At 65.3% G+C, this 22,754-nt stretch carries 23 protein-coding genes; 6 read left to right on the forward strand and 17 right to left on the reverse strand.

Translation table 11 applies throughout. The annotated features are described in order from the left end of the window. Positions 1 to 38: 38 nt before the first annotated feature. The 5 genes from PcP3B5_RS31195 to PcP3B5_RS25655 all read right to left on the reverse strand — a co-directional run bounded on the left by PcP3B5_RS31195 (position 39) and on the right by PcP3B5_RS25655 (position 3,826). A complete protein-coding gene (locus PcP3B5_RS31195; RefSeq protein ID WP_082816417.1) occupies positions 39 to 689 on the reverse strand; it encodes an HhH-GDP family DNA glycosylase in 651 nt (216 codons plus the stop codon). Beyond that, entirely contained in the window at positions 686 to 1,306 is a 621-nt protein-coding gene (locus tag PcP3B5_RS25645) for a 7-cyano-7-deazaguanine synthase (protein WP_061562736.1), read from the reverse strand. Before PcP3B5_RS25645 ends, PcP3B5_RS31195 begins: the two co-directional genes overlap by 4 nt. Further along, positions 1,303 to 2,634, reverse strand: a complete 1,332-nt coding sequence (locus tag PcP3B5_RS25650; RefSeq protein WP_061562737.1) for a nucleoside 2-deoxyribosyltransferase — start codon at positions 2,632 to 2,634, stop codon at positions 1,303 to 1,305. The genes PcP3B5_RS25645 and PcP3B5_RS25650 overlap by 4 nt, the downstream gene beginning before the upstream one ends. Positions 2,635 to 2,636: 2 nt before the next feature. Then, on the reverse strand, positions 2,637 to 3,023 hold the full coding sequence (locus PcP3B5_RS31200) for a hypothetical protein (RefSeq protein WP_203228529.1): 387 nt from the start codon (positions 3,021 to 3,023) through the stop codon (positions 2,637 to 2,639). A gap of 242 nt (positions 3,024 to 3,265) precedes the next feature. Continuing rightward, positions 3,266 to 3,826: a toll/interleukin-1 receptor domain-containing protein gene (locus tag PcP3B5_RS25655; RefSeq protein WP_237143063.1), complete on the reverse strand. Its 561-nt coding sequence runs from the start codon at positions 3,824 to 3,826 to the stop codon at positions 3,266 to 3,268. 726 nt (positions 3,827 to 4,552) lie between these two features. Between PcP3B5_RS25655 and PcP3B5_RS25660 the strand changes: the two genes are divergently transcribed. Both PcP3B5_RS25660 and PcP3B5_RS25665 read left to right on the forward strand, forming a co-directional pair. After that, the gene (locus tag PcP3B5_RS25660) at positions 4,553 to 5,563 is read left to right on the forward strand and encodes an AAA family ATPase (RefSeq protein ID WP_009615810.1); all 1,011 of its coding nucleotides are present in this window, start codon (positions 4,553 to 4,555) and stop codon (positions 5,561 to 5,563) included. Beyond that, complete coding sequence (locus PcP3B5_RS25665) at positions 5,560 to 6,891, forward strand: DUF58 domain-containing protein (protein WP_061562739.1); 1,332 nt, start codon at positions 5,560 to 5,562, stop codon at positions 6,889 to 6,891. Before PcP3B5_RS25660 ends, PcP3B5_RS25665 begins: the two co-directional genes overlap by 4 nt. 558 nt (positions 6,892 to 7,449) lie before the next feature. Here PcP3B5_RS25665 and PcP3B5_RS25670 read toward each other — a convergent pair. From PcP3B5_RS25670 to PcP3B5_RS25685, 4 genes are all read right to left on the reverse strand, one after another. Beyond that, complete coding sequence (locus PcP3B5_RS25670; protein ID WP_061562740.1) at positions 7,450 to 8,553, reverse strand: IS110 family RNA-guided transposase; 1,104 nt, start codon at positions 8,551 to 8,553, stop codon at positions 7,450 to 7,452. A 157-nt stretch (positions 8,554 to 8,710) separates the two neighbouring features. Next, on the reverse strand, positions 8,711 to 9,070 hold the full coding sequence (locus PcP3B5_RS25675; protein WP_009615807.1) for a PilZ domain-containing protein: 360 nt from the start codon (positions 9,068 to 9,070) through the stop codon (positions 8,711 to 8,713). Positions 9,071 to 9,129: 59 nt separating this feature from the next. After that, positions 9,130 to 9,555 (reverse strand): DUF4124 domain-containing protein, encoded by a 426-nt coding sequence (locus tag PcP3B5_RS25680; protein WP_009615806.1) that lies wholly within the window; start codon positions 9,553 to 9,555, stop codon positions 9,130 to 9,132. A gap of 76 nt (positions 9,556 to 9,631) precedes the next feature. Beyond that, the gene (locus PcP3B5_RS25685; RefSeq protein WP_061562741.1) at positions 9,632 to 10,003 is read right to left on the reverse strand and encodes a tol-pal system YbgF family protein; all 372 of its coding nucleotides are present in this window, start codon (positions 10,001 to 10,003) and stop codon (positions 9,632 to 9,634) included. A gap of 101 nt (positions 10,004 to 10,104) precedes the next feature. Between PcP3B5_RS25685 and PcP3B5_RS25690 the strand changes: the two genes are divergently transcribed. From PcP3B5_RS25690 to pyk, 3 genes are all read left to right on the forward strand, one after another. Continuing rightward, positions 10,105 to 10,911, forward strand: coding sequence for a tetratricopeptide repeat protein (locus PcP3B5_RS25690; protein ID WP_043273300.1), 807 nt, complete (start codon positions 10,105 to 10,107; stop codon positions 10,909 to 10,911). 64 nt (positions 10,912 to 10,975) lie between these two features. Next, positions 10,976 to 11,905 (forward strand): universal stress protein, encoded by a 930-nt coding sequence (locus PcP3B5_RS25695; protein WP_061562742.1) that lies wholly within the window; start codon positions 10,976 to 10,978, stop codon positions 11,903 to 11,905. A 65-nt stretch (positions 11,906 to 11,970) separates the two neighbouring features. Next, the gene (gene pyk / locus PcP3B5_RS25700; protein ID WP_043273302.1) at positions 11,971 to 13,422 is read left to right on the forward strand and encodes a pyruvate kinase; all 1,452 of its coding nucleotides are present in this window, start codon (positions 11,971 to 11,973) and stop codon (positions 13,420 to 13,422) included. An 868-nt stretch (positions 13,423 to 14,290) separates the two neighbouring features. On the opposite strand, the gene PcP3B5_RS25710 is transcribed toward pyk, so the two are convergent. From PcP3B5_RS25710 to PcP3B5_RS25720, 3 genes are read right to left on the reverse strand one after another with little or no spacing between them, the layout of a single operon-like run. Further along, positions 14,291 to 15,064, reverse strand: coding sequence for an enoyl-CoA hydratase (locus PcP3B5_RS25710; protein WP_061562744.1), 774 nt, complete (start codon positions 15,062 to 15,064; stop codon positions 14,291 to 14,293). Between the two features lie 48 nt (positions 15,065 to 15,112). Then, positions 15,113 to 16,048, reverse strand: coding sequence for an iron-sulfur-binding ferredoxin reductase (locus tag PcP3B5_RS25715; protein WP_061562745.1), 936 nt, complete (start codon positions 16,046 to 16,048; stop codon positions 15,113 to 15,115). Continuing rightward, positions 16,041 to 17,168, reverse strand: coding sequence for a GGDEF domain-containing protein (locus PcP3B5_RS25720; RefSeq protein ID WP_009615788.1), 1,128 nt, complete (start codon positions 17,166 to 17,168; stop codon positions 16,041 to 16,043). The genes PcP3B5_RS25715 and PcP3B5_RS25720 overlap by 8 nt, the downstream gene beginning before the upstream one ends. A gap of 254 nt (positions 17,169 to 17,422) precedes the next feature. On the opposite strand from PcP3B5_RS25720, the gene PcP3B5_RS25725 reads away from it, so the two are divergent. After that, positions 17,423 to 18,946 carry a fumarate hydratase gene (locus tag PcP3B5_RS25725; protein ID WP_043273308.1) on the forward strand — a complete coding sequence of 508 codons (1,524 nt, stop codon included), beginning with the start codon at positions 17,423 to 17,425 and terminating at the stop codon, positions 18,944 to 18,946. 143 nt (positions 18,947 to 19,089) lie between these two features. Here the strand turns inward: PcP3B5_RS25725 and PcP3B5_RS25730 are convergent, their stop codons facing one another. The 5 genes from PcP3B5_RS25730 to PcP3B5_RS25745 all read right to left on the reverse strand — a co-directional run bounded on the left by PcP3B5_RS25730 (position 19,090) and on the right by PcP3B5_RS25745 (position 22,739). After that, a complete protein-coding gene (locus PcP3B5_RS25730; RefSeq protein ID WP_058070320.1) occupies positions 19,090 to 19,686 on the reverse strand; it encodes a putative adenosine monophosphate-protein transferase Fic in 597 nt (198 codons plus the stop codon). Positions 19,687 to 19,688: 2 nt separating this feature from the next. Then, positions 19,689 to 19,856, reverse strand: coding sequence for a YhfG family protein (locus PcP3B5_RS31690; RefSeq protein WP_145923947.1), 168 nt, complete (start codon positions 19,854 to 19,856; stop codon positions 19,689 to 19,691). 222 nt (positions 19,857 to 20,078) lie between these two features. Then, the gene (locus tag PcP3B5_RS25735; RefSeq protein ID WP_009615780.1) at positions 20,079 to 20,381 is read right to left on the reverse strand and encodes a ribbon-helix-helix domain-containing protein; all 303 of its coding nucleotides are present in this window, start codon (positions 20,379 to 20,381) and stop codon (positions 20,079 to 20,081) included. A 33-nt stretch (positions 20,382 to 20,414) separates the two neighbouring features. Beyond that, entirely contained in the window at positions 20,415 to 20,996 is a 582-nt protein-coding gene (locus tag PcP3B5_RS25740; protein ID WP_061562746.1) for a DJ-1/PfpI family protein, read from the reverse strand. A 93-nt stretch (positions 20,997 to 21,089) separates the two neighbouring features. Continuing rightward, entirely contained in the window at positions 21,090 to 22,739 is a 1,650-nt protein-coding gene (locus PcP3B5_RS25745; protein WP_061562747.1) for a GMC family oxidoreductase, read from the reverse strand. Positions 22,740 to 22,754: the final 15 nt, after the last annotated feature.

Raw genomic sequence — 22,754 nt, forward strand, 5'->3', positions numbered from 1 at the left:
ACGACTTTTGCTATGAGCCGCTACTTCACCAAGTGTATCTAGACTGCGAGGGGCAATTGCACCTGAGTCGGAGCTGTAGCCCGGCGCCAGAGCCAGGCGTCGAACTCTCGGCGTGGGAGTGAAAGAAGATCAGCCGCACAGCAAAACGATTTGCGCAGAAAGTGGTAGTCATCATTCTCGACACCAGCCGCTTTCGCGAACGTTCGAACATGGCGGTCAACGGCGATTGAGTCAATGCCGACAAGACAGGCCATGTAATCGACGGTCTTCGGCCCAATACCGTTGACGGTTTGAATTGCATTGCAAAATTCGTCGGATGCTAGACTCGAGCGCAAATCCCGTACGTCTTCGATCCCCCGCCCCTGCAGAAAAACCACCAGAGCTTCGAAACGACGCACCTTCTCATGGTGGCGCCAGTTCAAGAATGCAGCCGTATCTCCGTCCTGAATCAGCGAAATCAGTGAGGAAATCGTATGTCGATTCGGATGTGCCCGAAGGATGGAAAGCACCCGCGGACGCACCACAGTGGTGTAATTGAGCCCTGCCTGGAGCACCGAATCAGCGAGAACGGCCCCCAAGTGCGCGCAAGTAGCACGCAGGGGCTTCTCATCAATCAGCGCACCTTCATCCTTGGCATAATTGGCGATGCGGCGCGCTACGATCAACACCTCGATTAGGGAGCTGCTCATACCAGCTTCGCCTCTTTCAAAGCGTTCAGACGCTCGACGCAGTTCGGACAAGCGCCGCACGGAAACTGTGCGGACGCCTGGCACGAATAGGTTCGTCCGATAGGCACGCCGAGCTCGGCCGCTGTCTTGGCAACATCAGCCTTGGACGAATAGCGGAACGGCGAATGAAAGCGAACCGGGCCAATGCTCGACGTGAGTCCGTCAAGGCTATTCATAAACGCGGCAGTACAGTCAATTTCTTTGGCGTGGTTGCTGTTGATGAAGCCGGTATAGACATCCAGGATACCAATAGTCTGTGCGCGCGCCGCGGCGGCGGCGAAGAACAGCATTGTCCGGTACGGGATGTATAGATCGTCGTCCTTGACCTCTTCAGTCCAAAGGTCGGCTTCGCAAATCAGCCGCGACTGCGAACCTCGGAAGATGTCCGATATGTCAAAGCGCTGTGGCCGCTGCATATCGGACGGCAGGACTTCATTTACACGACTCCACTCTAGGTCTACACAATGCTGCCCGTAGTCAAAAAAAATTGGCACGACGTCAAGGCCCGCTGCTGCGAGCTGATATCCAACAGTCGTTGAGTCCAGGCCGCCAGAGGCCAGAAGGAGCGCTTTACTCACCGTGATTCGGCCCTCAATTCAGCAAGTGCGTTGAAGGTGCCGTTGAGACACGCATCAAGGGCCGCGGAGTATACAGAACTTCCGACGACCACCATCGTGTTCTCATTTTCACGCCGAGGATCGTAAGTGATGACCGGCTTGCCCATCTCGATTGCCATACCGATTTCGACGAGCGTTCCAGGGTCACGGCCAAGAGGAATCGCGAAGACTGCATCGCATTCCTTCAGCAGTTGACAATCCATGTGGTACGTGCGGCGCAGGTCTTCTTCACTTGCGGGGGACGTCAGCTCTCCATTCTCCAAGATGGGGCGTCGCACCCTGAAATTGTGATATGTGAGGCTATCCACTGCACGATCGAGCTCCTGCTTTTCGATGTACGTGAAGTCCGGGCCGGCGAGGTAGATCGAGTAGCTTTTCCGGTCGTGCCATGGGAGAACCGTCCCGCCAAGCGCTTCCAGCACCGCTAGCGAGAGTCGGAAACCACGTTGTACATCGCGCTTGATGTCGTCGGGAAATGTCGACTGCGAATAAACCGTGGCGGCCTGGCAGCCGCGCCACGCTGCTTCAGTCCATCCCTTGTGAGAGAGGCCCACCATGACACTGGAATAGACATCCCCAACGCCGACCGAGTTGGCGGTATGGCCCAGAGTTGCTGGTATCTCTATGACGTTGTCGTCACGCAAGTCAAAAAGGCGGCTCCCGCCACGATTCTCTTTGAGTAGGAAAACCTCTGGCAGAAGGGTCTTCACCGAATCTAGCAGACCATCGATATCATCCTTTCCAAGCTTCATGAACAGCGAGGACGATGTTGAGATTATGAGGGCCTGCACACGCCCCCTGAACGCATCGAGCGACGATAGGTCCTCAAGGTCGTACGCGATATCGAACGAGAATCGTGCATCCGCAGCGAACGCGCTGGTGAGTGCGTTGATATCAAACCTACCGGGGAAAATCACAACCTTCTGGTAAGCATCAAGGCGAGGTAATGGATCATGGAACCTCACAACCTTGGTATCACGCATCAAGTCTTCGTAGCCTTGGTGCGAAACCTCTGTCACGTCACCAATAAGGACAACGTTCGGTGCACCGACTACATCACCAAGCCAGATGAAATCTTTGCATCCGAACTCTGAGAGATAGCTCTTTGCTTCGTCAACGAGGTATTGCGGGCAGAAAGCTGCTACTGAGTATTCCAGCTCTGCGGCCCATAACCCTCTCGCAGCGTGCGCGACGCCACCTAAGCGGAGTTTGCACATTGCACCATGCTGGGCAAGCGTGTAGTCGACGACAAGCTCCCCAACAACTAGGACAGTATCTGTATGGCGCATGATTATTGCGGAACGAAGTCAGCAGCTACGGTGGGGACGGGTGTTACTGCGGAGGAGCTCACCAATCCGACATAAGTGACGCCGTCTTCCAGACAGGCCACGAGATAGTTAAATGATGTGGGAAGCGCTCCAACCTTTACTCCATTCACATCGACTGCGAAGACACGCCTTTTGTCGAAGAGAATGCCGAGTTGGTCGCCGACAACTGGGACCCTCTTGAACTGCGAATAGAGGTCGCTGTTTCCAACATCATCGAGCAGTACGTGAAATGCTTGCTTGCATTTGTCGACGCCGCTAGTGCCACCCGCCACGCCTGTTCCATTTCCAGCGACCTCCTTGGCCTTTGTCCCTGGATAGTCCGAAAAATTACCCGAACCTGAGCTGCCCATAGCACTCTCCCTGTGTGGTTGATAGGACCTTCTTGCGGTGCGTATGTTTTTATTCTCTTTAGAGGGATAAATCAATCCGACCTTTCGACTGCAATACGTGCTAGCGAACGTCGCCTTGTGGTCGGTAGCTGCCTTAGGCGAGAAGCAGCTACCGGCTCAGAGCAGAGACAACTGACTGAGCTACGTTGCATCGCGAAGCAGCGGCGGGTTGAATGGCTTACTCAAGAACATTTTCTCTAGAGCTATAGCGCGACCAGCTCAGCAATTTTTTGCGCGACCACTGCCATTGAGTCCTCCGCGGTATCTAGACCGCTTCGGGAGGCGAGCATAGGGCTGACATTGCGAAGAGCTTCATACGTCGTGGTGTGCACGATGGGAATGAGCCGGTTTCCTGCCAGAAGCGTGGAAAGCTCCTTATCAGCGACGCTTTCTTTGGGGAGGCGGGCCAGAAGCGCGGGAGTGACCAGCACAAGCCCGATTCGTGAATTCGCCAAGCCCTTGTCGATGGCCCGCATCATCGGAACGCCTAGTCCAAGGTCCTTTTCGCTGAACCACACTTTGACACCAGCGGCTACGAGCAGCTCATGCAGCTCCTTAGCCGCACCTTGGCGGTCGTCCCAAGCGTGGCAGAGAAATACATCACGCAGGTCAGGCTGCTCCGCTGCTCGGGCCTCAACTGCTTGACGAACTGGTGTAAGTGACACCACTTGCGCCGAAGTATACGAAATGGAAGAACCAGCTTTCGACCAGCGCGGCTTGGAACCGCCCCCCGATCGCCCACCGCCGCTACCATAGCTGCTCACGCTGCTGCCTGACGAGGAAGAGCTTGAAGAGTACGACGAGGAGTAACCGCCAGAGCGGTAACTGGTACGATATCGGCATGCAGGGCAGGCCGCTGCGGCCGCCGCTGAGCTATGTCCCCGAACTGGCGCTGTGCATCTAGCCATGTTGTAACTATCCCTTCTGTATTTGCTCTAAGGGCGAGGTTCAAGCAACTAATGCGTACTACCGTTGGTGGTAGCCGCTATGCCATTGCATGCCCATCTCGACCGACCTGTCAGCCGGCATTCACATCATGTCGGCCTCTGCGCCCTAACCACACTTATCGATCATAGTGGCCAGGTACTGGCAATGTAGCGGGGAGATACAGGATTTCAAGGGGACTATGGATAATGATCAGCCCGATAGTCGCTTACGGCTAAGGTGACCGCTTCCTGCCGAAAGCAGACGTTATCGAGCAACCGTGATCGGTCGCTGCGTTAGCCGAAAGGTCGTTCGAAAAAATCTACTAATTCGGGCCGGCCGCATTCACTAGGTGGTAGATTCCACGTCATCGCGATAACCACTGAATGCGGATGGACGGCTTGATCTTGGTTAAGGCCGGGCGACAGGTGCCAAGATTGAAGTGCATTAGTAGAGGTTGGCAGCCCCCTTTCTCGCATCCAAAAATTCCAAAAAAATTAATTTAGGTAAATGATTGATTTATGGAAGAAAAATCACAAGTAACAATTAACAAAGCTCCAGATCGCATGAGCGAACAGACGCCCGAACCCAGCGCCACCCCGTCCGCCAACCCGGCGGCCCAGCGCCAGCGCGCCAGCCAGCTGGCCCAGGCCCTGCGCCACGAACTGCAGAAGGCCCTGATCGGCCAGGTCGGGGTGATCGACGACGTGCTCACCGCCCTGCTCGCCGGCGGCCACATCCTGGTCGAAGGCGTGCCGGGGCTGGGCAAGACCCTCTTGGTGCGCGCCCTGGCCCGTTGCTTCGACGGCGCCTTCGCGCGCATCCAGTTCACCCCCGACCTGATGCCCAGCGACGTCACCGGCCACGCCGTGTACGACCTGGCCAGCGAGCAGTTCAAGCTGCGCAAGGGCCCGGCCTTCACCAACCTGCTGCTGGCCGACGAGATCAACCGCGCCCCGGCCAAGACCCAGGCGGCGCTGCTGGAAGTGATGCAGGAACGCCAGGTCACTCTGGAAGGCCGCGCCCTGCCGGTGCCGCAGCCGTTCATGGTGCTGGCCACGCAGAACCCCATCGAGCAGGAAGGCACCTACCCGCTGCCCGAGGCCGAGCTGGACCGCTTCATGCTCAAGCTGCGCATGGACTACCCGCAGGAGGCCGAGGAACAGACCCTGGTGCGCCAGGTGACGCGCTCGGCGCGCAGCGACATGCTCGACGTGGCGCCGCTGCGCCCGCTGCTCAAGGACAAGGACGTGCTGGCGCTGCAGAAGATCGCCGCCGACCTGGCCATCGACGACCAGGTGCTCGACTACGCCGTGCGCATCGCCCGCACCACTCGCAGCTGGCCGGGCCTGGCCCTGGGCGCGGGGCCCCGCGCCTCCATCGCCCTGGTGCGCTGCGCCCGCGCCCGCGCGCTGCTGCGCGGCGGCGACTTCGTGATTCCGGACGACGTGAAAGGCTGCGCCCTGGCCGTGCTGCGCCACCGCGTGCGGCTGTCGCCGGAGCTGGACATCGAAGGCCTGTCGGTGGACCAGGTGCTGCAACAGCTGCTCGACCAGGTACCGGCGCCGCGCCTATGAAGCCATCGCGCGTCCTGCTCGCGCTGCTCGCCGCGCTGGCCCTGGCCGCCATCGGCCTGGGCAGCGCCACGGCCCTGGGCAGCCCGGCGCCGGCCTGGCTGCAACAGCTGTGGTGGGTCCTGCTGCTGGCCCTGCTCGGCCTGGCCCTGGGCGACGCCCTGTGGCTGCGCCGCCTGCCCAGCCCGCGCCTGCAACGCCAACTGGCCGGCAACCTGCCACTGGGGCGCTGGAGCGAGGTACGCCTGCAACTGCAGCATGGCTTCGGCCAGCGCCTGCGGGTGACGCTGTTCGACCACCTGCCCTCGGGCATGGACTTCGAGCATCTGCCCCTGGCCGCGGAACTGCACCCGGGCGAGACCACCCAGCTCGGCTACCGCGTGCGGCCGCTGCAGCGCGGCCACTTCGTCTTCCCCCGCTGCGAGCTGGAACTGCCCAGCCCGCTGCGCCTGTGGTGCGGCCGGCGCTTCCTCGAGGTGCGCGACGAAACCCGCGTCTACCCCGACTTCGCGCGCATCTACGGCGCCGAGCTGATGGCCGTGGACCACTGGCTCAGCCGCATCGGCGTGCGCCCCGGCCAGCGCCGCGGCCTGGGCCTGGAATTCCACCAGCTGCGCGAATTCCGCGACGGCGACACCCTGCGCCAGATCGACTGGAAGGCCACCGCGCGCAAACGCACGCCCATCGCCCGCGAGTACCAGGACGAACGCGACCAGCAGATCCTCTTCCTGCTCGACTGCGGCCGCCACATGCGCAGCAAGGACGGCGACCTCTCGCACTTCGACCACGCCCTCAACGCCAGCCTGCTGCTGGCCTACGTGGCCCTGCGCCAGGGCGACGCCGTGGGCCTGCAGACCTTCGCCGGCGAGCGGCCGCGCCACCTGCCACCGGCCAAGGGCAATGCCCAGCTGGGCGCGCTGCTCAACGCCGTCTACGACCTGGACAGCAGCCAGCGCCCGGCGGACTACGCGGCCGCCGTGCAGGCCCTGCTCACGCGCCAGCGCCGCCGCGCCCTGGTGGTGCTGGTGACCAACCTGCGCGACGAGGACGACGAGGAACTGCTGGGCGCGGTGCGCCGCCTCGGGCGCCAGCACCGCGTGCTGGTCGCCAGCCTGCGCGAGGAAGTGCTCGACCAGTTGCGGCAGACACCGGTGCAGGGCTACGAGGAAGCGCTGACCTATTGCGGCGCCCTGGACTACCTGAACGCCCGCGCCGGCCTGCACGAGAAACTGCTGGCCAACGGCGTGCCGGTGCTGGACGCCAGGCCCAGCCAGCTGGGCCCGGAACTGGTCAGCCGCTACCTGGGCTGGAAGCGCGCCGGGACGCTGTGACCGGCGCCTGCATTGCGCGTAGGTTCCAGGGAAGCACGGATGTAGGAGCGGACTCCGTCCGCGATTGGATTCACCGGCCCCGCCGGACGTCCCGGTGGCACGGCCGACGGTGGCGATGGGTATCGCTTCGCTCAACACCATCCTACGACGGCGTTTCTCCCGCACTCGTAGGAGCGGACCTTGTCCGCGATAGCCTGGCGTATCGGCGCGATTCGCGGATGAGATCCGCTCCTACGGGTCGCCCCACACGCCACGCCCATGTAGGAGCGCGCCCTGCGCGCGAATCGCGGGCAGGGCCCGCTCCTATGTATGGACTCACCCCCACCGTCAACCCGCTTTTGAACATGAAAACCCGACTGCATCTATGTATTAGGCCTGTTCGAGGAAGCCACGTCGGGCTTCTGGCCAACATTGGGTAAGCCCGCGGAATGCCGATTACAAAGAGGCCTCGAAGGCCGGTAGGAGCGTAGGCATCGATCCGCGACGGTCTGACCAGGGGTCAATGTTCTTCAGCAAGGGTTGGAGCGACTTGGCGCCCCGTTGGCGGGAACTCGTTGATCAGTGGCTCATTTCCATCTCCCGGCAAGCATTCGGCTTGCGCTGGTAGGTTTGTTCGCTGCACAGCAGCACCCAGGCGATACGCAGGTTGCGGTTGGCCAGTCGCACTGCCGCGCCCTTGCGCCCCAGACGTTGTAGCCAGCGCTGCAGGCGCCGATCGTCCGGGTGTTCGGAATCGGGCCGCAGTTGCTTCAACACCGCATGCGAGCCCACGACCATCAGGCTGCGCACATAGGCGTCGCCACGTTTGGTCATCTTGCCCAGCCGTACCTTCTGCCCGCTGCTGTGCTGGTCGGGCACGATGCCGAAGTAGGCAGCGAACTGACGCGCATTGGCGAAACGTTCCGGCTCGACCTGTTTGGCCAGCAAGGCCGTGGCCGTGATCGGACCGATACCACGTACCGTCATCAGCCGTTTCGCTGTCGGGTCGGCGGCGGCACAGGCTTCCAGACGCCCGGTCAGCGCGGCGATACGCTCGCCCAGCCGTTGCCATTCCTTCAGCATCTCGTCGATCAGCTCGCGCAGCAGCGCCGGCAACGGCTGGCTGGCGTCTTCCAGCACCCGGGTGACACCTTGCTTCAAGCCCACATCCCCCTGCGCCAGGGCGATGCCCTGCTCCAGCAGCAGCCCGCGGATCTGATTGCCCATGGCGGTGCGCCGCTGCACATAGCCCCGCCGGACACGGTGCCAGGCCTGCATCGCCAGCGCCGCGACGCTCTTCACCGGCACCGACGCGATACTGCTATCCCGGCCCGCCCGCAGAATGGCGTGGGCATCATTGCGATCATTCTTCGCTCCGCTCCGGTGCTCGGCCACCCGCTGGGCCGGCAGGATACGCACCGGGTTGCCCTGCGCCTGCAGCAGCCGGGCCCAGGCTTGTGCTCCAGGGCCGGTCTCCATCAGCACCGTCACGCCCTCCGGCAGCTTCTGCAGAAACACCTGAAACGCTTCACGCGACTTGATTCGCTGTTCGTACGCCAGTTGACCCTGGGCGTCTTCCCCCGCCACCTGGAAGACCTTTTTCGCCAGATCCACGGCGACTGTCGTGCACACCGATACATCGGTTGCAGACACCGGCTTATTCATCGTCGTATGCTTTTTCATGGACTCACCCTCACTGTCGGTGGCTTCTTAGACCGCCACCGTGGCGCCTCGACGCCTCGGTGAGGGTGAGTCCATCCAATTACACGTATCATTCGCGTACTGCCGATGTTTCCCTTTCCTTCACTACCGCCCAGGTCGGTTCAGCGCATCCCGCGGCTCAGACCGACTCCACCTGGCGGCGAAAACTGAAATAACGGCGCAACGCTTCGACCAGCTCGACGTATTCCGCCGGCGGCGCCACCAGGCTGAAGCCGGAGTCGAAGCTGCCCGGGGTGACGTCTTCGTGGCACCACTGGCAGGTGCCGCTGAAGTCGATGTGCTGGAGCTTGCCGTCCTGCCCGGGAATCTTCAGGCGCATGTCGAATCGCCCGCCCACCAGCATCGGCAGCTGGCTGATCAGCAGCATGCCGTCCAGCGATACGTTGCCCAGGTAACCCATGGGCTTGTCGGTGATGCTATTGAACACCTTCAGGTAGTACGGCAGCTGATGGCGCTCTATGTGTCGTTGATGACGCATAATGGCTATTCGCTATGAGTTTTACCCAGTATGACGGCGCGACCGCCCTGCGGCCAGCACTAACGGCAACCTTCGGCCACCCGCTCGGCCAGCGAGCGACGAGCGGCATCGATCTGCTCGTCGCTATAGTAGAGGCGTTCACCCTTGGTATCTGTGGAGTAGTAGCGACCTCCGCGCTGCAAGGTCGCCAACTGGTCGCGCAGGCGGTCGCACTCGGCGCCCGCCTTGGCCTGCTGCTCGGCGGCACGGCTGCGCGCCGCGGCCTGCTCCTCGCTGCGCGCCTGGTAGAACTGGCGGGTACGCTCCTCGCGCTCGCGCGTGGCGGCATCGCGCTCGACCACCTGCGGCCGGACCTCGACGCGCTGCGCGCCGGGCGGCGGGGTTTCGCTGAAATGCACCTTGCCCTGGGCATCGGTCCAGCGATAGATGTCGGCCGCTGCCAGCAAGGGAGCCAGGGCCATGCACAGGCACAGCAACGCACGCATCGCAACCTCCTCCTTGAAGGCAGCCTCTTGAGCTTAGCGAGCACCCGGGCCCGCTCAAGGCGGCAACGACCGGCGGTCAGGGACGCACCGGCAACGGTTGGGCGGCCTCGCCCGTCAGGCGCCCATTCTGGCGCAGCGTCTCCAGGCGCGCCTTGGCGCGGTAGGCATATTCGCTGCTCGGGTAGCGGGCGATGATGAAATCGTAGGTCTGCGCCGCGTCGACGTAGTACTTCTGGCGCTCCAGGCACAGGCCGCGGAGCATCGAGATCTCCGGCTGCAGCCAGGGCCGCGCGCGGCTCTTGCGCTCGGTGCGCGACAGGTCGAGCATCACCTGCTCGCAATCGCCGCGCGCGTAGGCGCGGTAGGCGTCGTCCAGGTTCTTGTTGGTCGACCAGCTGTTGCAGCCGGTAACACTCGCCGCCAGGGCCAGGATGCACAGGGTTCGCATGGGGCATATCCTCCGTTGGGAACTGTATCGGCGCGCCTTGGCCGCGCTGAAGGGCATCACTAGACTGCGCAGGGAACCCGCCCCGGCGCCAAGGAGATGCCATGCGCTTGCACCCCGCCCTGCCCCTCGCCGTCCTGCTGGGCCTGCTGGCCGCCTGCTCGCCGACCACCCCGCTGTTCGTCGCCCAGGTCACCACCGGCGAAGTCGCCGAGTACAAGAAGCTCAAGAGCGACCGCATGACCGCCGCGGTGGAGGAAGAAGGCGACCTGCTCACCTACAGCGCCCAGGCCATCCGCGACAACCAGAGCGCCGAGGCCGAGCGGCTCTACCTCAGCGGCTACGACAATAGCCGCTACAGCCCGGACGTGCGCGCCATCGCCCTGTACCAGATCGGCCTGATCTACATGAGCCGCTACAACGACCAGCGCGACGACGCCAAGGCCCTGGACTACTTCCAGCGCATCGACCGCGAGTTCCCCGGCACCGCCGCGGCCAGCCACGCCGACGCGCGCATCCTGATGATCCGCCAGCGGGCGAAGGAGCCGGTGCAGAAGAACGCCCGCGAGCTGCTGGCCACCTGGAAGCCGCAGCAGAACCTCGACCTGAACAAGACCAGCCTGGACCCGGACATGACCCTGCTGTCGCGCCGCGCGGTGCTCAAGGACCGCGTCGCCGAGGCCGAGCAGCTGTATCTGCTGGCGGTCAACGACCCGGCCATCCCCGCCGACATCAAGCAGAAGGCGCTGTACCAGCTGGGCCTGATGTACATGGCACCCGACAACCCGCACCCCAGCCGCGCCAAGGCCATCGGCTACCTGCGCCACCTGCTGGTGGACTACCCCGACGGCGAGCTGGCGAACAAGGCCGCGCGCCACCTGGACCAGGCGCTGAACCAGGGCGGCGACTGACGCAGGTCAAGCCGGGCCGGCTACGCTTGCACTGCAATGGCAGCAGCCAAGCGAGGAGCCGACCATGAAACTGCAGCACCTGCTGGTGGTCATCGACCCCACCCGCGACGACCAGCCAGCCCTGACCCGCGCCCAGTGGATCGCCGAGCGCAGCGGCGCCAGCGTGGCGCTGCTGGTGTGCGACTACAACCCGGCGCTGGACAACGGCCTGCTGATCCCGCAGCACGAACTGGAACGGGTGCGCATCCTGCAGCAGACCGAGCGCCTGGACTGGCTCGACAAGCTGGCCGCGCCGCTGCGCCAGGCCGGCCTGGACGTGCGCTGCCACACCCGCTGGGGCAAGCCGCTGTACCGCGAGATACTCGCCGCGGTGGCCGAACACCAGCCCGACCTGGTGCTCAAGTCCAGCAGCCGCCACGGCCTGCTCAAGCGCCTGTTCCTGACCAACACCGACTGGCAGCTGATCCGCCATTGCGAGGTGCCGCTGTGGCTGGTCCACCACGGCACCTGGGAAGGGCGCAAGCTATGCGCCGCCCTCGACCCGCTGCACGAGGGCGACAAGCCGGCGAAGCTGGACCGCCGGCTGATCGCCGCGGCGCTGGAGCTGAACCGCCGCCTGGGCCTGCACGCGAGCTACCTGCACGCCTACGTGGCGTTGCCGCAGACCCTGGCCTTCGACGCCCAACTGCTGGGCAGCTACGACGAACACCTGAAGGCCACCGAAGCACACCACCGCCAGGCCCTGCACATGCTGATGGCCGCCCACCCGGCCATGGCCGCCGGCGACACCCACCTGCTGCAGGGCTTCCCCGAGGAGGTGATCCCCGAGTTCGTCCGCAACCAGGGCATCGACCTGCTGCTGATGGGCGCGGTGGCCCGTGGCCAGCTGGAGAGCGCGCTGATCGGGCATACCGCCGAGCGCGTGTTGGAAGAAGTCGAGTGCGACCTGCTGGTGCTCAAGCCGGCAGGCGAACCGTCATCGGAAAAGGGGTAAGATGGCCGCCGGGCCGGCCCGGCTCCCGCCGCCGGCCCGCACGCTCGTCTTCCAAGGAGTCCCGCATGTCCGTCCGCCGCACCAAGATAGTCGCCACCCTCGGCCCAGCCAGCCAGTCCCCCGAAGTCCTCGAGCAACTGATCCTCGCCGGGATCGACGTCGCCCGCCTGAACTTCTCCCACGGCACCCCCGACGAGCACCGTGCCCGCGCCCAACTGGTGCGCGACCTGGCCGCCAAGCATGGCCGCTTCGTCGCCCTGCTCGGCGACCTGCAAGGGCCGAAGATCCGCATCGCCAAGTTCGCCAACAAGCGCATCGAACTGGCCGTGGGCGACAGCTTCCGCTTCTCCACCAGCCACCCGCGCGACGCCGGCACCCAGGAAGTCGTGGGCATCGACTACCCGGACCTGGTCAAGGACTGCGGCGTGGGCGACGAGCTGCTGCTGGACGACGGCCGCGTGGTCATGGTGGTGAAGCAGGTGAAGGCCGACGAGCTGGTCTGCGAAGTACTGATCGGCGGCCCGCTGTCCGACCACAAGGGCATCAACCGCCGCGGCGGCGGCCTGACCGCGCCGGCCCTGACCGAAAAGGACAAGGCCGACATCAAGCTGGCCGCGAGCATGGACCTGGACTACGTCGCCGTGTCCTTCCCGCGTGACGCCAAGGACATGGAATACGCCCGCAGCCTGCTCACCGAAGCTGGCGGCAAGGCCTGGCTGGTGGCCAAGATCGAACGCGCCGAAGCCGTGGCCGACGACGAGGCGCTGGACGGCCTGATCCGCGCCAGCGACGCGGTGATGGTGGCCCGCGGCGACCTCGGCGTGGAAATCGGCGACGCCGAGCTGGTCGGCATCCAGAAGAAAATCATCCTGCACGCCCGCCGCTACAACAAGGCGGTGATCACCGCGACGCAGATGATGGAGTCGATGATCCACAACCCGATGCCGACCCGCGCGGAAGTCTCGGACGTGGCCAACGCCGTGCTCGACTACACCGACGCCGTGATGCTCTCGGCCGAGAGCGCCGCCGGCGAGTACCCGGTGGAAGCGGTCCAGGCCATGGCGCGCATCTGCCAGGGCGCGGAAAAGCACCCGACCACCAAGAAATCCAGCCATCGCCTGGGCCAGACCTTCGAGCGCTGCGACGAGAGCATCGCCCTGGCGGCTATGTACACCGCCAACCACTTCCCGGGCATCAAGGCGATCATCTGCCTCACCGAGAGCGGCTACACCCCGCTGATCATGTCGCGCATCCGCTCCTCGGTGCCGATCTTCGCCTATTCCCCGCACCGCGAGACCCAGGCCCGCGTGGCGCTGTTCCGCGGCGTCGAGACCATCCCCTTCGACCCGGCCGCGCTGCCGCCGGAGCGCGTCAGCCAGGAAGCCGTGGACGCGCTGCTGCAACGCGGCGTGGTGACCAAGGGCGACTGGGTGATCCTGACCAAGGGCGACAGCTACACCACCCAGGGCGGCACCAACACCATGAAGGTGCTGCACGTGGGGGACCTGTTGGTCTGAGTGGGATGGTGGGTGACGGAGGCCGCCTTTGGGCGGCCTTTGTTTTTTTGGGGAGGGAGTCACCTGTGGTTCATTACTTTCGCCCAGCCCCGCACCCTCTCCCCAGCCCTCTCCCTGAAGGGAGAGGGGGCTTGTCCGTGCCGGCGGAGGCTATGGCGTTCGCCGGCTATTTCCTCAATCACCGGCTGACTCCAGAACATCAGCACCTGCCCAACAGTCCCCTCTCCCTTCAGGGAGAGGGTTAGGGAGAGGGCCGCGGCCAAGCCACCATCCAAAACCAACCAGCGTGCGCCCCCCATCGCCACGGCCGCATGGGTTTCGCAAACTCAACCCATCCTACGAAAGCACCTTGGCGCAGTCGGCAAGACCGTCCGCCTCCTACATTGCAAGCGAGCCCAGCTTTTCGTAGGAGCGAGCTTGCTCGCGAACAGGCACCGCTGCAGGGCTCATTCGCGAGCAAGCTCGCTCCTACGAAGAGCACCTCGGCGCAGCCTTATAGTTTTCTGGGTTCCCGCGAACGCGGGAACCCAATAGAACAACTGCTCCTACGCACTGGTCAAAACCCCGCCAGCGCCACCCAACCCCAGCAACCACGCGCCCCCGACACATCCGCCCCAAGCTTATCCACAGGCCTTCCCACAGTTATTGTGGGCAAGCCCGGTGCGCTGATCGCACAACCCTCTCCACCGGCCAGCTGTAGGACAATCCCAGCAAATCAGGCACTTACGCAGACCCCGGCCAACAGCAAAACGAACGATGGATCAAATACCGCACAACATCGCCCAACCCAGGCCCGGCGGGCGCCCGGGCAGTTGGCCCCAAGGTTGTCCACAACTCTGCCCACAGTTTCTGTGGGCAGTTGGCCAGCTCAGGCGAGGCGCGAGAAGTCCGGCTGGCGGCGCTGGGTGAAGGCGCTCAGGGCTTCCAGGGCTTCCGGCGAACCGAGGCGCTGGACGAACAGTTCGCCCTCTTCCGCCACCACCTTGCGCAGCTCGTCCATGTACGGCGCCTTGAGCAGACGCTTGCTCAGCGCCAGGGCCGCCGGCGGCAGGGCCTGCAGGCTCTGGGCCACGTCGCGGGCGCGTTCGAGGGCGGCGGCGCCGTCGGCCAGTGCCTCGTTGGCGATGCCGAAGGCCACCGCCTGTTCACCGCTGAAGCCGTCGCCACGCATCAGCAGGCTGGCGGCGCGGACGTGGCCGAGCAGGCGCGGCACCAGGAAGCTGGAGCCGAACTCCGGGCACAGGCCGAGGTTGACGAAGGGCATCTTCAGCTTGGCGCCGCGGGCGACGAAAACCTGGTCGCAGTGCAGCAGCAGGGTGGTGCCGATGCCCACCGCCGGGCCGGCCACCGCCGCCAGCACCGGCTTGCTGAACTCCATCAGCGCGCGCATGAAGCGGAACACCGGGCTGTCCTGGCCGCTGGGCGGGTGCTGGAGGAAATCGTGGATGTCGTTGCCGGCGGTGAAGCACTCGGCGTTGCCGGCGATCAGCACCACGCGCACGCCGCGATCGTGCTCGGCGGCCTCCAGGGCGTCGGCCAGGGCCGCGTACATTTCCCGGGTCAGCGCGTTCATCTTGTCCGCGCGGTTCAGACGCAGGGTCAGCAGGCCCTGCTCGCGCTCGACGAGAATCTGTTGGCTCATGGCAACTCCTTGGCAGCAGGCTGTGGCGGCCGGGCTCTGCGGCCCGGCTCAGGCGTGGGAGAGGAACAGGTCGGCCAGGGTCTGGCCGCGCGGCACCCCGGCCAGGTACAGGTGGCGGGCGAAGCGCTCGACGCTGGCGGGCTGGCCGCAGAGTAAGGCGATGCTTCGCCGCGAGACAAGGCGGAATTGCGCCAGATGCGCGTCCAGATCGGCCGGCAGCGCCAGCGCCACCTGCAGGTCGGGATGGGCCACAGCCAGCGCCGCCAGTTCCGCCGCCAGGTAGTGCTCGGCCGGCGTGCGCGCCAGGTGCAGCAGGCGGATCGGCCCCTGGTGCCCTTCGGCCAGGGCCTGGCGCAGGATGCCCCACAGCGGTGCCAGGCCGGTGCCGCTGGCCATCAGCAGCAGCGGGCGCTCCTGCCATTCGGCGTCGTAGTGCAGCGCGCCACCGCGCAGCTCGCCCAGGCGCAGTTCGTCGCCCACCCGCAGCTGGCGCGCCGCGTCGCAGAAGGCGCCGGGGGCCTGGCAGGCGATGTGGAATTCCAGCCAGGGCTCGGCGCCCGGCAAGCTGGCCAGGGAATAAGGACGCGCCACCTCGCCCAGCCACAGCACCAGGTGCTGGCCGGCTCGATAGCGCAAGGGCCGTTGCGGCTGTAGGCGCAGGCGCAGGATGTCCGCCGCCGGCCAGTGCAGTTCGGCGACCGTCGCCGGCAGGCCGTCACGTTGGGGGTCGAAGACCTCGACGACGCAGTCCGCTACCACCCGGCACTGGCAGGCCAGGCGCCAGCCCTCGGCGCGGCGCGCGGCGTCCAGCGCCTCGGGGCGATCGTCGAGCAGCTCGCCGCCGCTGCAGCGCACCAGGCAGGCATGGCAACTGCCCGCGCGGCAGCTGTAGGGAATGGCGATCCCCTCGGCGCGCAGGGCATCCAGCAGGTTGCTTCCGGTGGCCACTTCCCAGTGTCGGCCGCCGGCACGCAGTTCAGGCATCGCTCTCCTCCCATGCCGCCTCGCAGCGATTGCGTCCGCTGCGTTTGGCACGGTAGAGCGCCTGGTCGGCCCGCTGCAAGGCCTCGTCGAGATCGTCGCCGCTGTGCAGCAGCGTCATGCCGGCGGAAAGGCTCAGCACCGGCACTTCCACGCCCATCGGCTCGGCCGCCGCATAGGCCTGGCGCAGGCGCTCGCAGCAGGCGGCGAGGCGGTCGCTGTCGGCCTCGGGCAGCAGCAGCACGAACTCCTCGCCGCCGTAGCGCGCCAGCACGTCGCCCTCGCGCAGGCAGGCCCGCGCCACCGCGGCGAAGGTCTGCAGCACGCGGTCGCCGGCGGAATGGCCGTGGACGTCGTTGATGCGCTTGAAGTGGTCCAGGTCGATCAGCGCCAGGCCATGGCGCTGCCCCTCGTCCAGGTCGTCCAGCGCGCGCCCGGCCAGGCGCAGGAAGTGGCGGCGGTTGAACAACCCGGTGAGTTCGTCGGTGGCCACCAGGTCTTCCAGCTGGCGCATCATCCCGCGCAGGGTGTCCTGGTGCGCCTGCAGCGCGTAGCGGCGTTGGCGCATGCGCTGGCGCAGGGCCTGCACGTAGCCGGCGAACAGCGTCAGCCAGACCAGCACGATGAACAGCACCAGCAGTTGCAGCACGGCCTGCCCGGGCAATTGCAGGCGCTGGCGGAAGGCCTCCCAGAGATTGAGGCCGGCGAAGGCGATGAAGGCCAGGCCCGCGCAACGGGCGAACACCCGCGGCTGCAACTGGAACACGCCGAACAGCAGGATCAGCACGTAGAGCACCATCAGGGTGCCGCGCACGCTGTCCACGTGGGCCAGGAAGAAGGTGGTCCAGACCAGCGCCACCAGCACCTGCGGCTCGGTCAGGCTGGCGTCGACGAAGCGCTGGTTGCGGCCGCTGGCGAACAGCCAGAAGAACACCGCCTGGCTGGCCACGGCGCACAGGGTGGCGGCCAGCGCCAACGCCGGGGAGCCATGGTAGAAGTCGCCGATCACGGTCAGCCAGAGCAGCAGCAGGGCCATCGCGTAGGTGCCGAGGGCCATGCCGAACCGCCTGAACAATAGTTTTTGGAGGGCGCGCTGCTTCAGCGGGGAACTCGGTGTGCTCATGGGGGCTCCATCCCGTAATGGCACTTGGCCCTCACTCTACTATCAAAGCCACAGCATGCCTAGCCGACCGGAAAGTGGGCGCTTGCCGCCCCTGCCGACCAAGGTCGGATCGCCGGCGCGTGCGCCCGGCCCTGGCACGGCGCTATACTACGGCGCCCTTTTTGCGCCGGTGCCTGACCGGACGCGTTCGGTGTACGTGGCTTAGCCGCCTGAGATTCCCGCCTGACATACCCGCCTGAAGAGGACCGTGCTCCATGGCCGTGATCAAGCAAGACGACCTCATCCAGAGCGTCGCCGATGCCCTGCAGTTCATCTCCTACTACCACCCGGTCGATTTCATCCAGGCCATGCATGAGGCGTACCTGCGCGAAGAATCGCCGGCCGCCCGCGATTCCATGGCGCAGATCCTCATCAACTCGCGCATGTGCGCCACCGGCCACCGTCCGATCTGCCAGGACACCGGTATCGTCACCGTGTTCGTCCGCGTCGGCATGGACGTGCGCTGGGACGGCGCCACCATGAGCGTCGACGACATGATCAACGAAGGCGTGCGCCGCGCCTACAACCTGCCGGAGAACGTCCTGCGCGCCTCCATCCTGGCCGACCCGGCCGGTGCGCGTAAGAACACCAAGGACAACACCCCGGCGGTGATCCACTACTCCATCGTCCCGGGCAACACCGTGGAAGTGGACGTCGCGGCCAAGGGCGGCGGCTCGGAGAACAAGTCGAAGATGGCCATGCTCAACCCGTCCGACTCCATCGTCGACTGGGTGCTCAAGACCGTCCCGACCATGGGCGCCGGCTGGTGCCCGCCGGGCATGCTCGGCATCGGCATCGGCGGTACCGCCGAGAAGGCCGCGGTGATGGCGAAGGAAGTCCTGATGGACCCGATCGACATCCACGAGCTGAAGGCTCGCGGCCCGCAGAACCGCATCGAGGAACTGCGCCTGGAGCTGTTCGACAAGGTCAACCAGCTGGGCATCGGCGCCCAGGGCCTGGGCGGCCTGACCACCGTGCTCGACGTGAAGATCATGGACTACCCGACCCACGCCGCCTCGCTGCCGGTGTGCATGATCCCCAACTGCGCCGCCACCCGTCACGCCCACTTCGTGCTCGACGGCTCCGGCCCGGCCGAACTGGAAGCGCCGCCGCTGGACGCCTACCCGGAAATCGTCTGGGAAGCCGGCCCCTCCGCGCGCCGCGTCGACCTGGACAAGATCACCCCGGAAGAAGTGCAGAGCTGGAAGCCGGGCGAGACCCTGCTGCTCAACGGCAAGATGCTCACCGGCCGCGACGCCGCGCACAAGCGCATGGTCGACATGCTGAACAAGGGCGAAGAACTGCCGGTGGACCTGAAGGGCCGCTTCATCTACTACGTCGGCCCGGTCGACCCGGTAGGCGACGAAGTGGTCGGCCCGGCCGGCCCGACCACCGCCACCCGCATGGACAAGTTCACCCGCCAGATCCTGGAAAGCACAGGCCTGTTGGGCATGATCGGCAAGTCCGAGCGCGGCCCGATCGCCATCGAGGCGATCAAGGACAACAAGGCCGTGTACCTGATGGCCGTCGGCGGCGCCGCCTACCTGGTGGCCCAGGCGATCAAGAAGTCCAGGGTCCTGGCCTTCGCCGAACTGGGCATGGAAGCGATCTACGAGTTCGACGTGAAGGACATGCCGGTGACCGTGGCGGTCGACACCAACGGCGAGTCGGTGCACATCACCGGCCCGGCGATCTGGAAAGACAAGATCGCCCACAGCCTGGCGGTGGAAGTGAAGTAAGCCTTCGCTTCAGCGCCAGGAAAAAGCCCGGCCATGCGCCGGGCTTTTTCATATCTGCGGAAACCGTAGGGCGCATAACGCCCCAGGCGTTATCCGCCACCGCGCCAACGCCAACGGCGGATAACCGCGAACGGTCATCCGCCCTACGATCCGATGGGTTGGCCGATGCAGCGCGCGAAGATGCGTTCCAGCGCCCTGTAGTCGCAGAGCACTGCGTCGATATTGGCGCCAATCCACTCGTTCTCTTCCACCGCCCACCAACTGACCTCGAAGCCGACGTTGACGATCAGGTGCTCGAACAGGATGCGCTGGGCCCTGCCATTGCCCTCGCGGAACGGGTGGATCATGTTGAGGTCGCCGTAATGCTCGGCCACGGCCACTATCAGTCGCTCACGCTCATGGCCCTCGAACCAGTTGGCTCGCGCCATGGCCCGGAAGATCTTGTCGGCCTCCGGTTCGATGCGATTGACGTTGCAGAAATGGGTATCGCGCTTGGAGATATCCACGCTACGAATCTGCCCGGCCCAGTCGTAGAGGTCCTGGAACAGGGCATGGTGGATGCGTTTCAGGTATGCCAGGTCGTAAGGCGGCGGTTCGAAGTCGAGATGGCTGGCAGCGATTTCGGAAAGGTCGCGCTCGGCGCGGGACAGCAGGTCATCGCTGTGAAGATCGAGGCGATTGCGCAGGACGCTCGTACCCGGATAGCAGTACGGGTCCTGGCCGGCACCGTACTTATCCAGGCTCAGGCCTGCTTGCGGTAGGCGCGCAGGACCGCTTCGCGGCTGGGCAATTCGCGGGCGGCGTCGCTCTCAGTAACTTCGTAGCCTTCCAGACGCAGGCTGGCCGCGTAGTTGGAACGACGGGTCTTGGCGCAGTAGGCTTTCTTGACTTCCAGGCTGGGGGTTTTCACCAGTCGATGCCTCGCTTCAGGGGCTGAAACTCCATTATACGTGAGCTGGCGCGACTTGGCCGCGTATTCCCCGGCGCGGATTCCTCCGCGATTGCGCCAAGGCGCTCTTCGTAGGATGGGTTGAGCTTGCGAAACCCATGCGGTTGCGCTGATGGGTATCGCTTCGCTCAACGCCATCCTACGAAAAGCGCCACCTGCGGCATTCCCATGTAGGAGCGGGGATCAGGCGCTGCGCGGCACCCGGCTCAGCTCCACGATGTTGTCGCGGCGCTGGGCCAGGTAGCGGGTGCAGCTCACGCGCAGGAAGGAGGCGAAGTTGACCACTTCGCCGCGGTAGTCCATCACCTCGTCGTAGAGCTTGGCGATCAGCTGGTTGGTGGTCATGCCGTCCACTTCGGCGATCTCCCGCAGGATGTCCCAGAACTGGTTCTCCAGGCGCAGGGTGGTGACCACGCCGCGGATGCGCAGGGACCGGGAGCGCGACTCGTAGAGGATCGGATCGGCCTTCACGTAGAGTTCGCACATGCTCTGCCTCCTTCTTTAGGCGCGCTCGCCAGTCTACAGGCTGATCTTCGTGCCGAGCACTTCGAGGAACTTCGCCAGCCACGCCGGATGCGCCGGCCAGGCCGGGGCGCTGACCAGGTTGCCGTCGATGTGGGCGGCGTCCACCGGGATGTCCACGTATTCGCCGCCGGCCAGCTTCACTTCCGGGCCGCAGGCCGGGTAGGCGCTGCAGGAGCGGCCTTTCAGCACGCCGGCCGCGGCCAGCAGCTGGGCGCCGTGGCAGACGGCGGCGATGGGTTTCTTCGCGGCGTCGAAGGCCTTCACCAGTTCGATCACCTTGGCGTTCAGGCGCAGGTATTCCGGGGCGCGGCCGCCGGGGATCAGCAGCGCGTCGTAGTCTTCAGCGCGAACCGTGGCGAAGTCGGCGTTGAGGGCGAAGTTGTGCCCCGGCTTCTCGCTGTAGGTCTGGTCGCCCTCGAAGTCGTGGATGGCGGTGCGCACGCTCTGCCCGGCCTTCTTGTCCGGGCACACCGCGTGGACGACGTGGCCGACCATCTGCAGCGCCTGGAAGGGCACCATGGTTTCGTAGTCCTCGGCGTAGTCGCCGACCAGCATCAGGATCTTCTTCGCGGCCATCGCAGCATTCCTCCGGGCAGGGGCCCGGCCATGGGCGGCCGGGCATGCCAGACAGGTTAGCCACTCCCCGCCACGGCGGGTAATAGGCCGCTACTACACCGCCAGGCGCTGCGGCGCTTCGGCCCGGACCAGGCGGGCATCCTCCAGGATCAGCTCGGCGCCCTTCTCCGCCACCATCATCACCGCCGCGTTGGTGTTGCCGGAGGTGACGTTGGGGAAGATCGACGCATCCACCACGCGCAGGCCCTCGATGCCGTGCACCCGCAGGCGCTTGTCGACCACGCTGGACTGCGGGTCGGCACCCATGGCGCAGCTGCCGCACAGGTGGTAGATGGAGCCGCAGTTCTCGCGGAAGTACTGCAGCATGGCCTCGTCGGACTGCACCGCCGCACCCGGCAGCACTTCCTCCACGGTCACCGCCTTGAGCGCCGGTGCGTTCATGATCCTGCGGATCAGCCGGCTGCCCTGGATGGCCTCGTCTATGTCCTTCTGCGTGCTCAGGTAGTTGGGGTCGATCAGCGCCGCGTCGGCCGGGTTCTTCGAGGCGATGCGCACTTCGCCGCGGCTGGTCGGGCGGCACGGGTTGAAGCACAGCAGGAAGCCCGAGTACGGCTCCGGCTTGAGGCTGGCCTTGCTGCTCTTGGGAATCTGGTAGGACAGCGGGTTGAAGTACAGCTGCAGGTTCGGGTGCGCCTGCTCGTCGTCGCTACGGAAGAAACCGCCGCTCTGGTTAACGCTCATCGACAGCGGGCCCTTGCGGGTGAACAGGTACTCCAGGCCCAGCCTGGCCTGGCCCAGCAGCGAGCCGAAGTCGTCGTTGAGGGTGCGCACGTTGGCCTTGTAGTAGTAGCTGACGCACAGGTGGTCCTGGAGGTTCTTGCCCACCGCCGGCAGGTGCAGCACTTCCGGGATGTGGTGCTGGCGCAGCAACTCGCGGTCGGCCACGCCGGAGAGCTGCAGCAGCTTCGGCGAATCCACCGCGCCGGCCGCCAGGATGACTTCGCGGCGCGCGCGGAATTCTCGCTGCACGCCATGCTGGCTGAGGCTCACGCCGACGGCGCGCCTGTTCTCGTCGAACAGCACGCGTTCCACCTGGGCGTGGCGCTCGATGTTCAGGTTCGGCCGGTCCAGCGCCGGGTGCAGGTAGGCGAAGCTGCTGGAGCAGCGCTGGCCGTCGCGGGTGTTGACGTCGTAGATGCCGGCGCCTTCGAAGTGCGCGCCGTTGAAGTCCTCGCTGCGCGGGTAGCCGAGTTCCTCGCAGCCCTCGAGGAAGGCATCGCAGATCGGGTGGGTGTGGCCCTTCATCGGGCTGATGCGGATCGGCCCGCTGCCGCCGTGGTACTCGCTGTCGCCCAGCGGGTGCGATTCCAGCTTGCGGAAGTACGGCAGCACCTCCTTGAACGACCAGCCGTCGTTGCCGTTGGCCGCCCAGTCGTCGAAGTCGTGGGCCTGGCCGCGCACGTAGATCATCGCGTTGATCGAGCCGGAGCCGCCCTGCACCTTGCCGCGCGGCGCATACAGCTGGCGGCCGGCGAGCTGCTGCTGCGGCTGGCTGTAGTACATCCAGTTGAAGGTCGGGTTGTAGTAGAGCTTGGCGAAGCCCACCGGCACCTTGAACCAGGGCGAGGAATCCTTGCCGCCGGCCTCCAGCAGCAGGACGTTGTACTCGCCGGACTCGCTCAGGCGGCTGGCCAGGATGCAGCCGGCCGAGCCGGCGCCGACGATGATGTAGTCGTAAGTCATGAATCTCGTACCGCA

Origin of the sequence: Pseudomonas citronellolis (assembly GCF_001586155.1) — a bacterium.
GTDB classification, from domain to species: domain Bacteria; phylum Pseudomonadota; class Gammaproteobacteria; order Pseudomonadales; family Pseudomonadaceae; genus Pseudomonas; species Pseudomonas citronellolis.

Coding starts and splice junctions, on each gene's coding strand:
- PcP3B5_RS31195 (WP_082816417.1), bottom strand. CDS start 689: ATGAGCAGCTCCCTAATCGAGGTGTTGATCGTAGCGCGCCGCATCGCC.
- PcP3B5_RS25650 (WP_061562737.1), bottom strand. CDS start 2,634: ATGCGCCATACAGATACTGTCCTAGTTGTTGGGGAGCTTGTCGTCGAC.
- PcP3B5_RS31200 (WP_203228529.1), bottom strand. CDS start 3,023: ATGGGCAGCTCAGGTTCGGGTAATTTTTCGGACTATCCAGGGACAAAG.
- PcP3B5_RS25660 (WP_009615810.1), top strand. CDS start 4,553: ATGAGCGAACAGACGCCCGAACCCAGCGCCACCCCGTCCGCCAACCCG.
- PcP3B5_RS25665 (WP_061562739.1), top strand. CDS start 5,560: ATGAAGCCATCGCGCGTCCTGCTCGCGCTGCTCGCCGCGCTGGCCCTG.
- PcP3B5_RS25670 (WP_061562740.1), bottom strand. CDS start 8,553: ATGAAAAAGCATACGACGATGAATAAGCCGGTGTCTGCAACCGATGTA.
- PcP3B5_RS25675 (WP_009615807.1), bottom strand. CDS start 9,070: ATGCGTCATCAACGACACATAGAGCGCCATCAGCTGCCGTACTACCTG.
- PcP3B5_RS25680 (WP_009615806.1), bottom strand. CDS start 9,555: ATGCGTGCGTTGCTGTGCCTGTGCATGGCCCTGGCTCCCTTGCTGGCA.
- PcP3B5_RS25685 (WP_061562741.1), bottom strand. CDS start 10,003: ATGCGAACCCTGTGCATCCTGGCCCTGGCGGCGAGTGTTACCGGCTGC.
- PcP3B5_RS25690 (WP_043273300.1), top strand. CDS start 10,105: ATGCGCTTGCACCCCGCCCTGCCCCTCGCCGTCCTGCTGGGCCTGCTG.
- PcP3B5_RS25695 (WP_061562742.1), top strand. CDS start 10,976: ATGAAACTGCAGCACCTGCTGGTGGTCATCGACCCCACCCGCGACGAC.
- pyk (WP_043273302.1), top strand. CDS start 11,971: ATGTCCGTCCGCCGCACCAAGATAGTCGCCACCCTCGGCCCAGCCAGC.
- PcP3B5_RS25710 (WP_061562744.1), bottom strand. CDS start 15,064: ATGAGCCAACAGATTCTCGTCGAGCGCGAGCAGGGCCTGCTGACCCTG.
- PcP3B5_RS25715 (WP_061562745.1), bottom strand. CDS start 16,048: ATGCCTGAACTGCGTGCCGGCGGCCGACACTGGGAAGTGGCCACCGGA.
- PcP3B5_RS25720 (WP_009615788.1), bottom strand. CDS start 17,168: ATGAGCACACCGAGTTCCCCGCTGAAGCAGCGCGCCCTCCAAAAACTA.
- PcP3B5_RS25725 (WP_043273308.1), top strand. CDS start 17,423: ATGGCCGTGATCAAGCAAGACGACCTCATCCAGAGCGTCGCCGATGCC.
- PcP3B5_RS25735 (WP_009615780.1), bottom strand. CDS start 20,381: ATGTGCGAACTCTACGTGAAGGCCGATCCGATCCTCTACGAGTCGCGC.
- PcP3B5_RS25740 (WP_061562746.1), bottom strand. CDS start 20,996: ATGGCCGCGAAGAAGATCCTGATGCTGGTCGGCGACTACGCCGAGGAC.
- PcP3B5_RS25745 (WP_061562747.1), bottom strand. CDS start 22,739: ATGACTTACGACTACATCATCGTCGGCGCCGGCTCGGCCGGCTGCATC.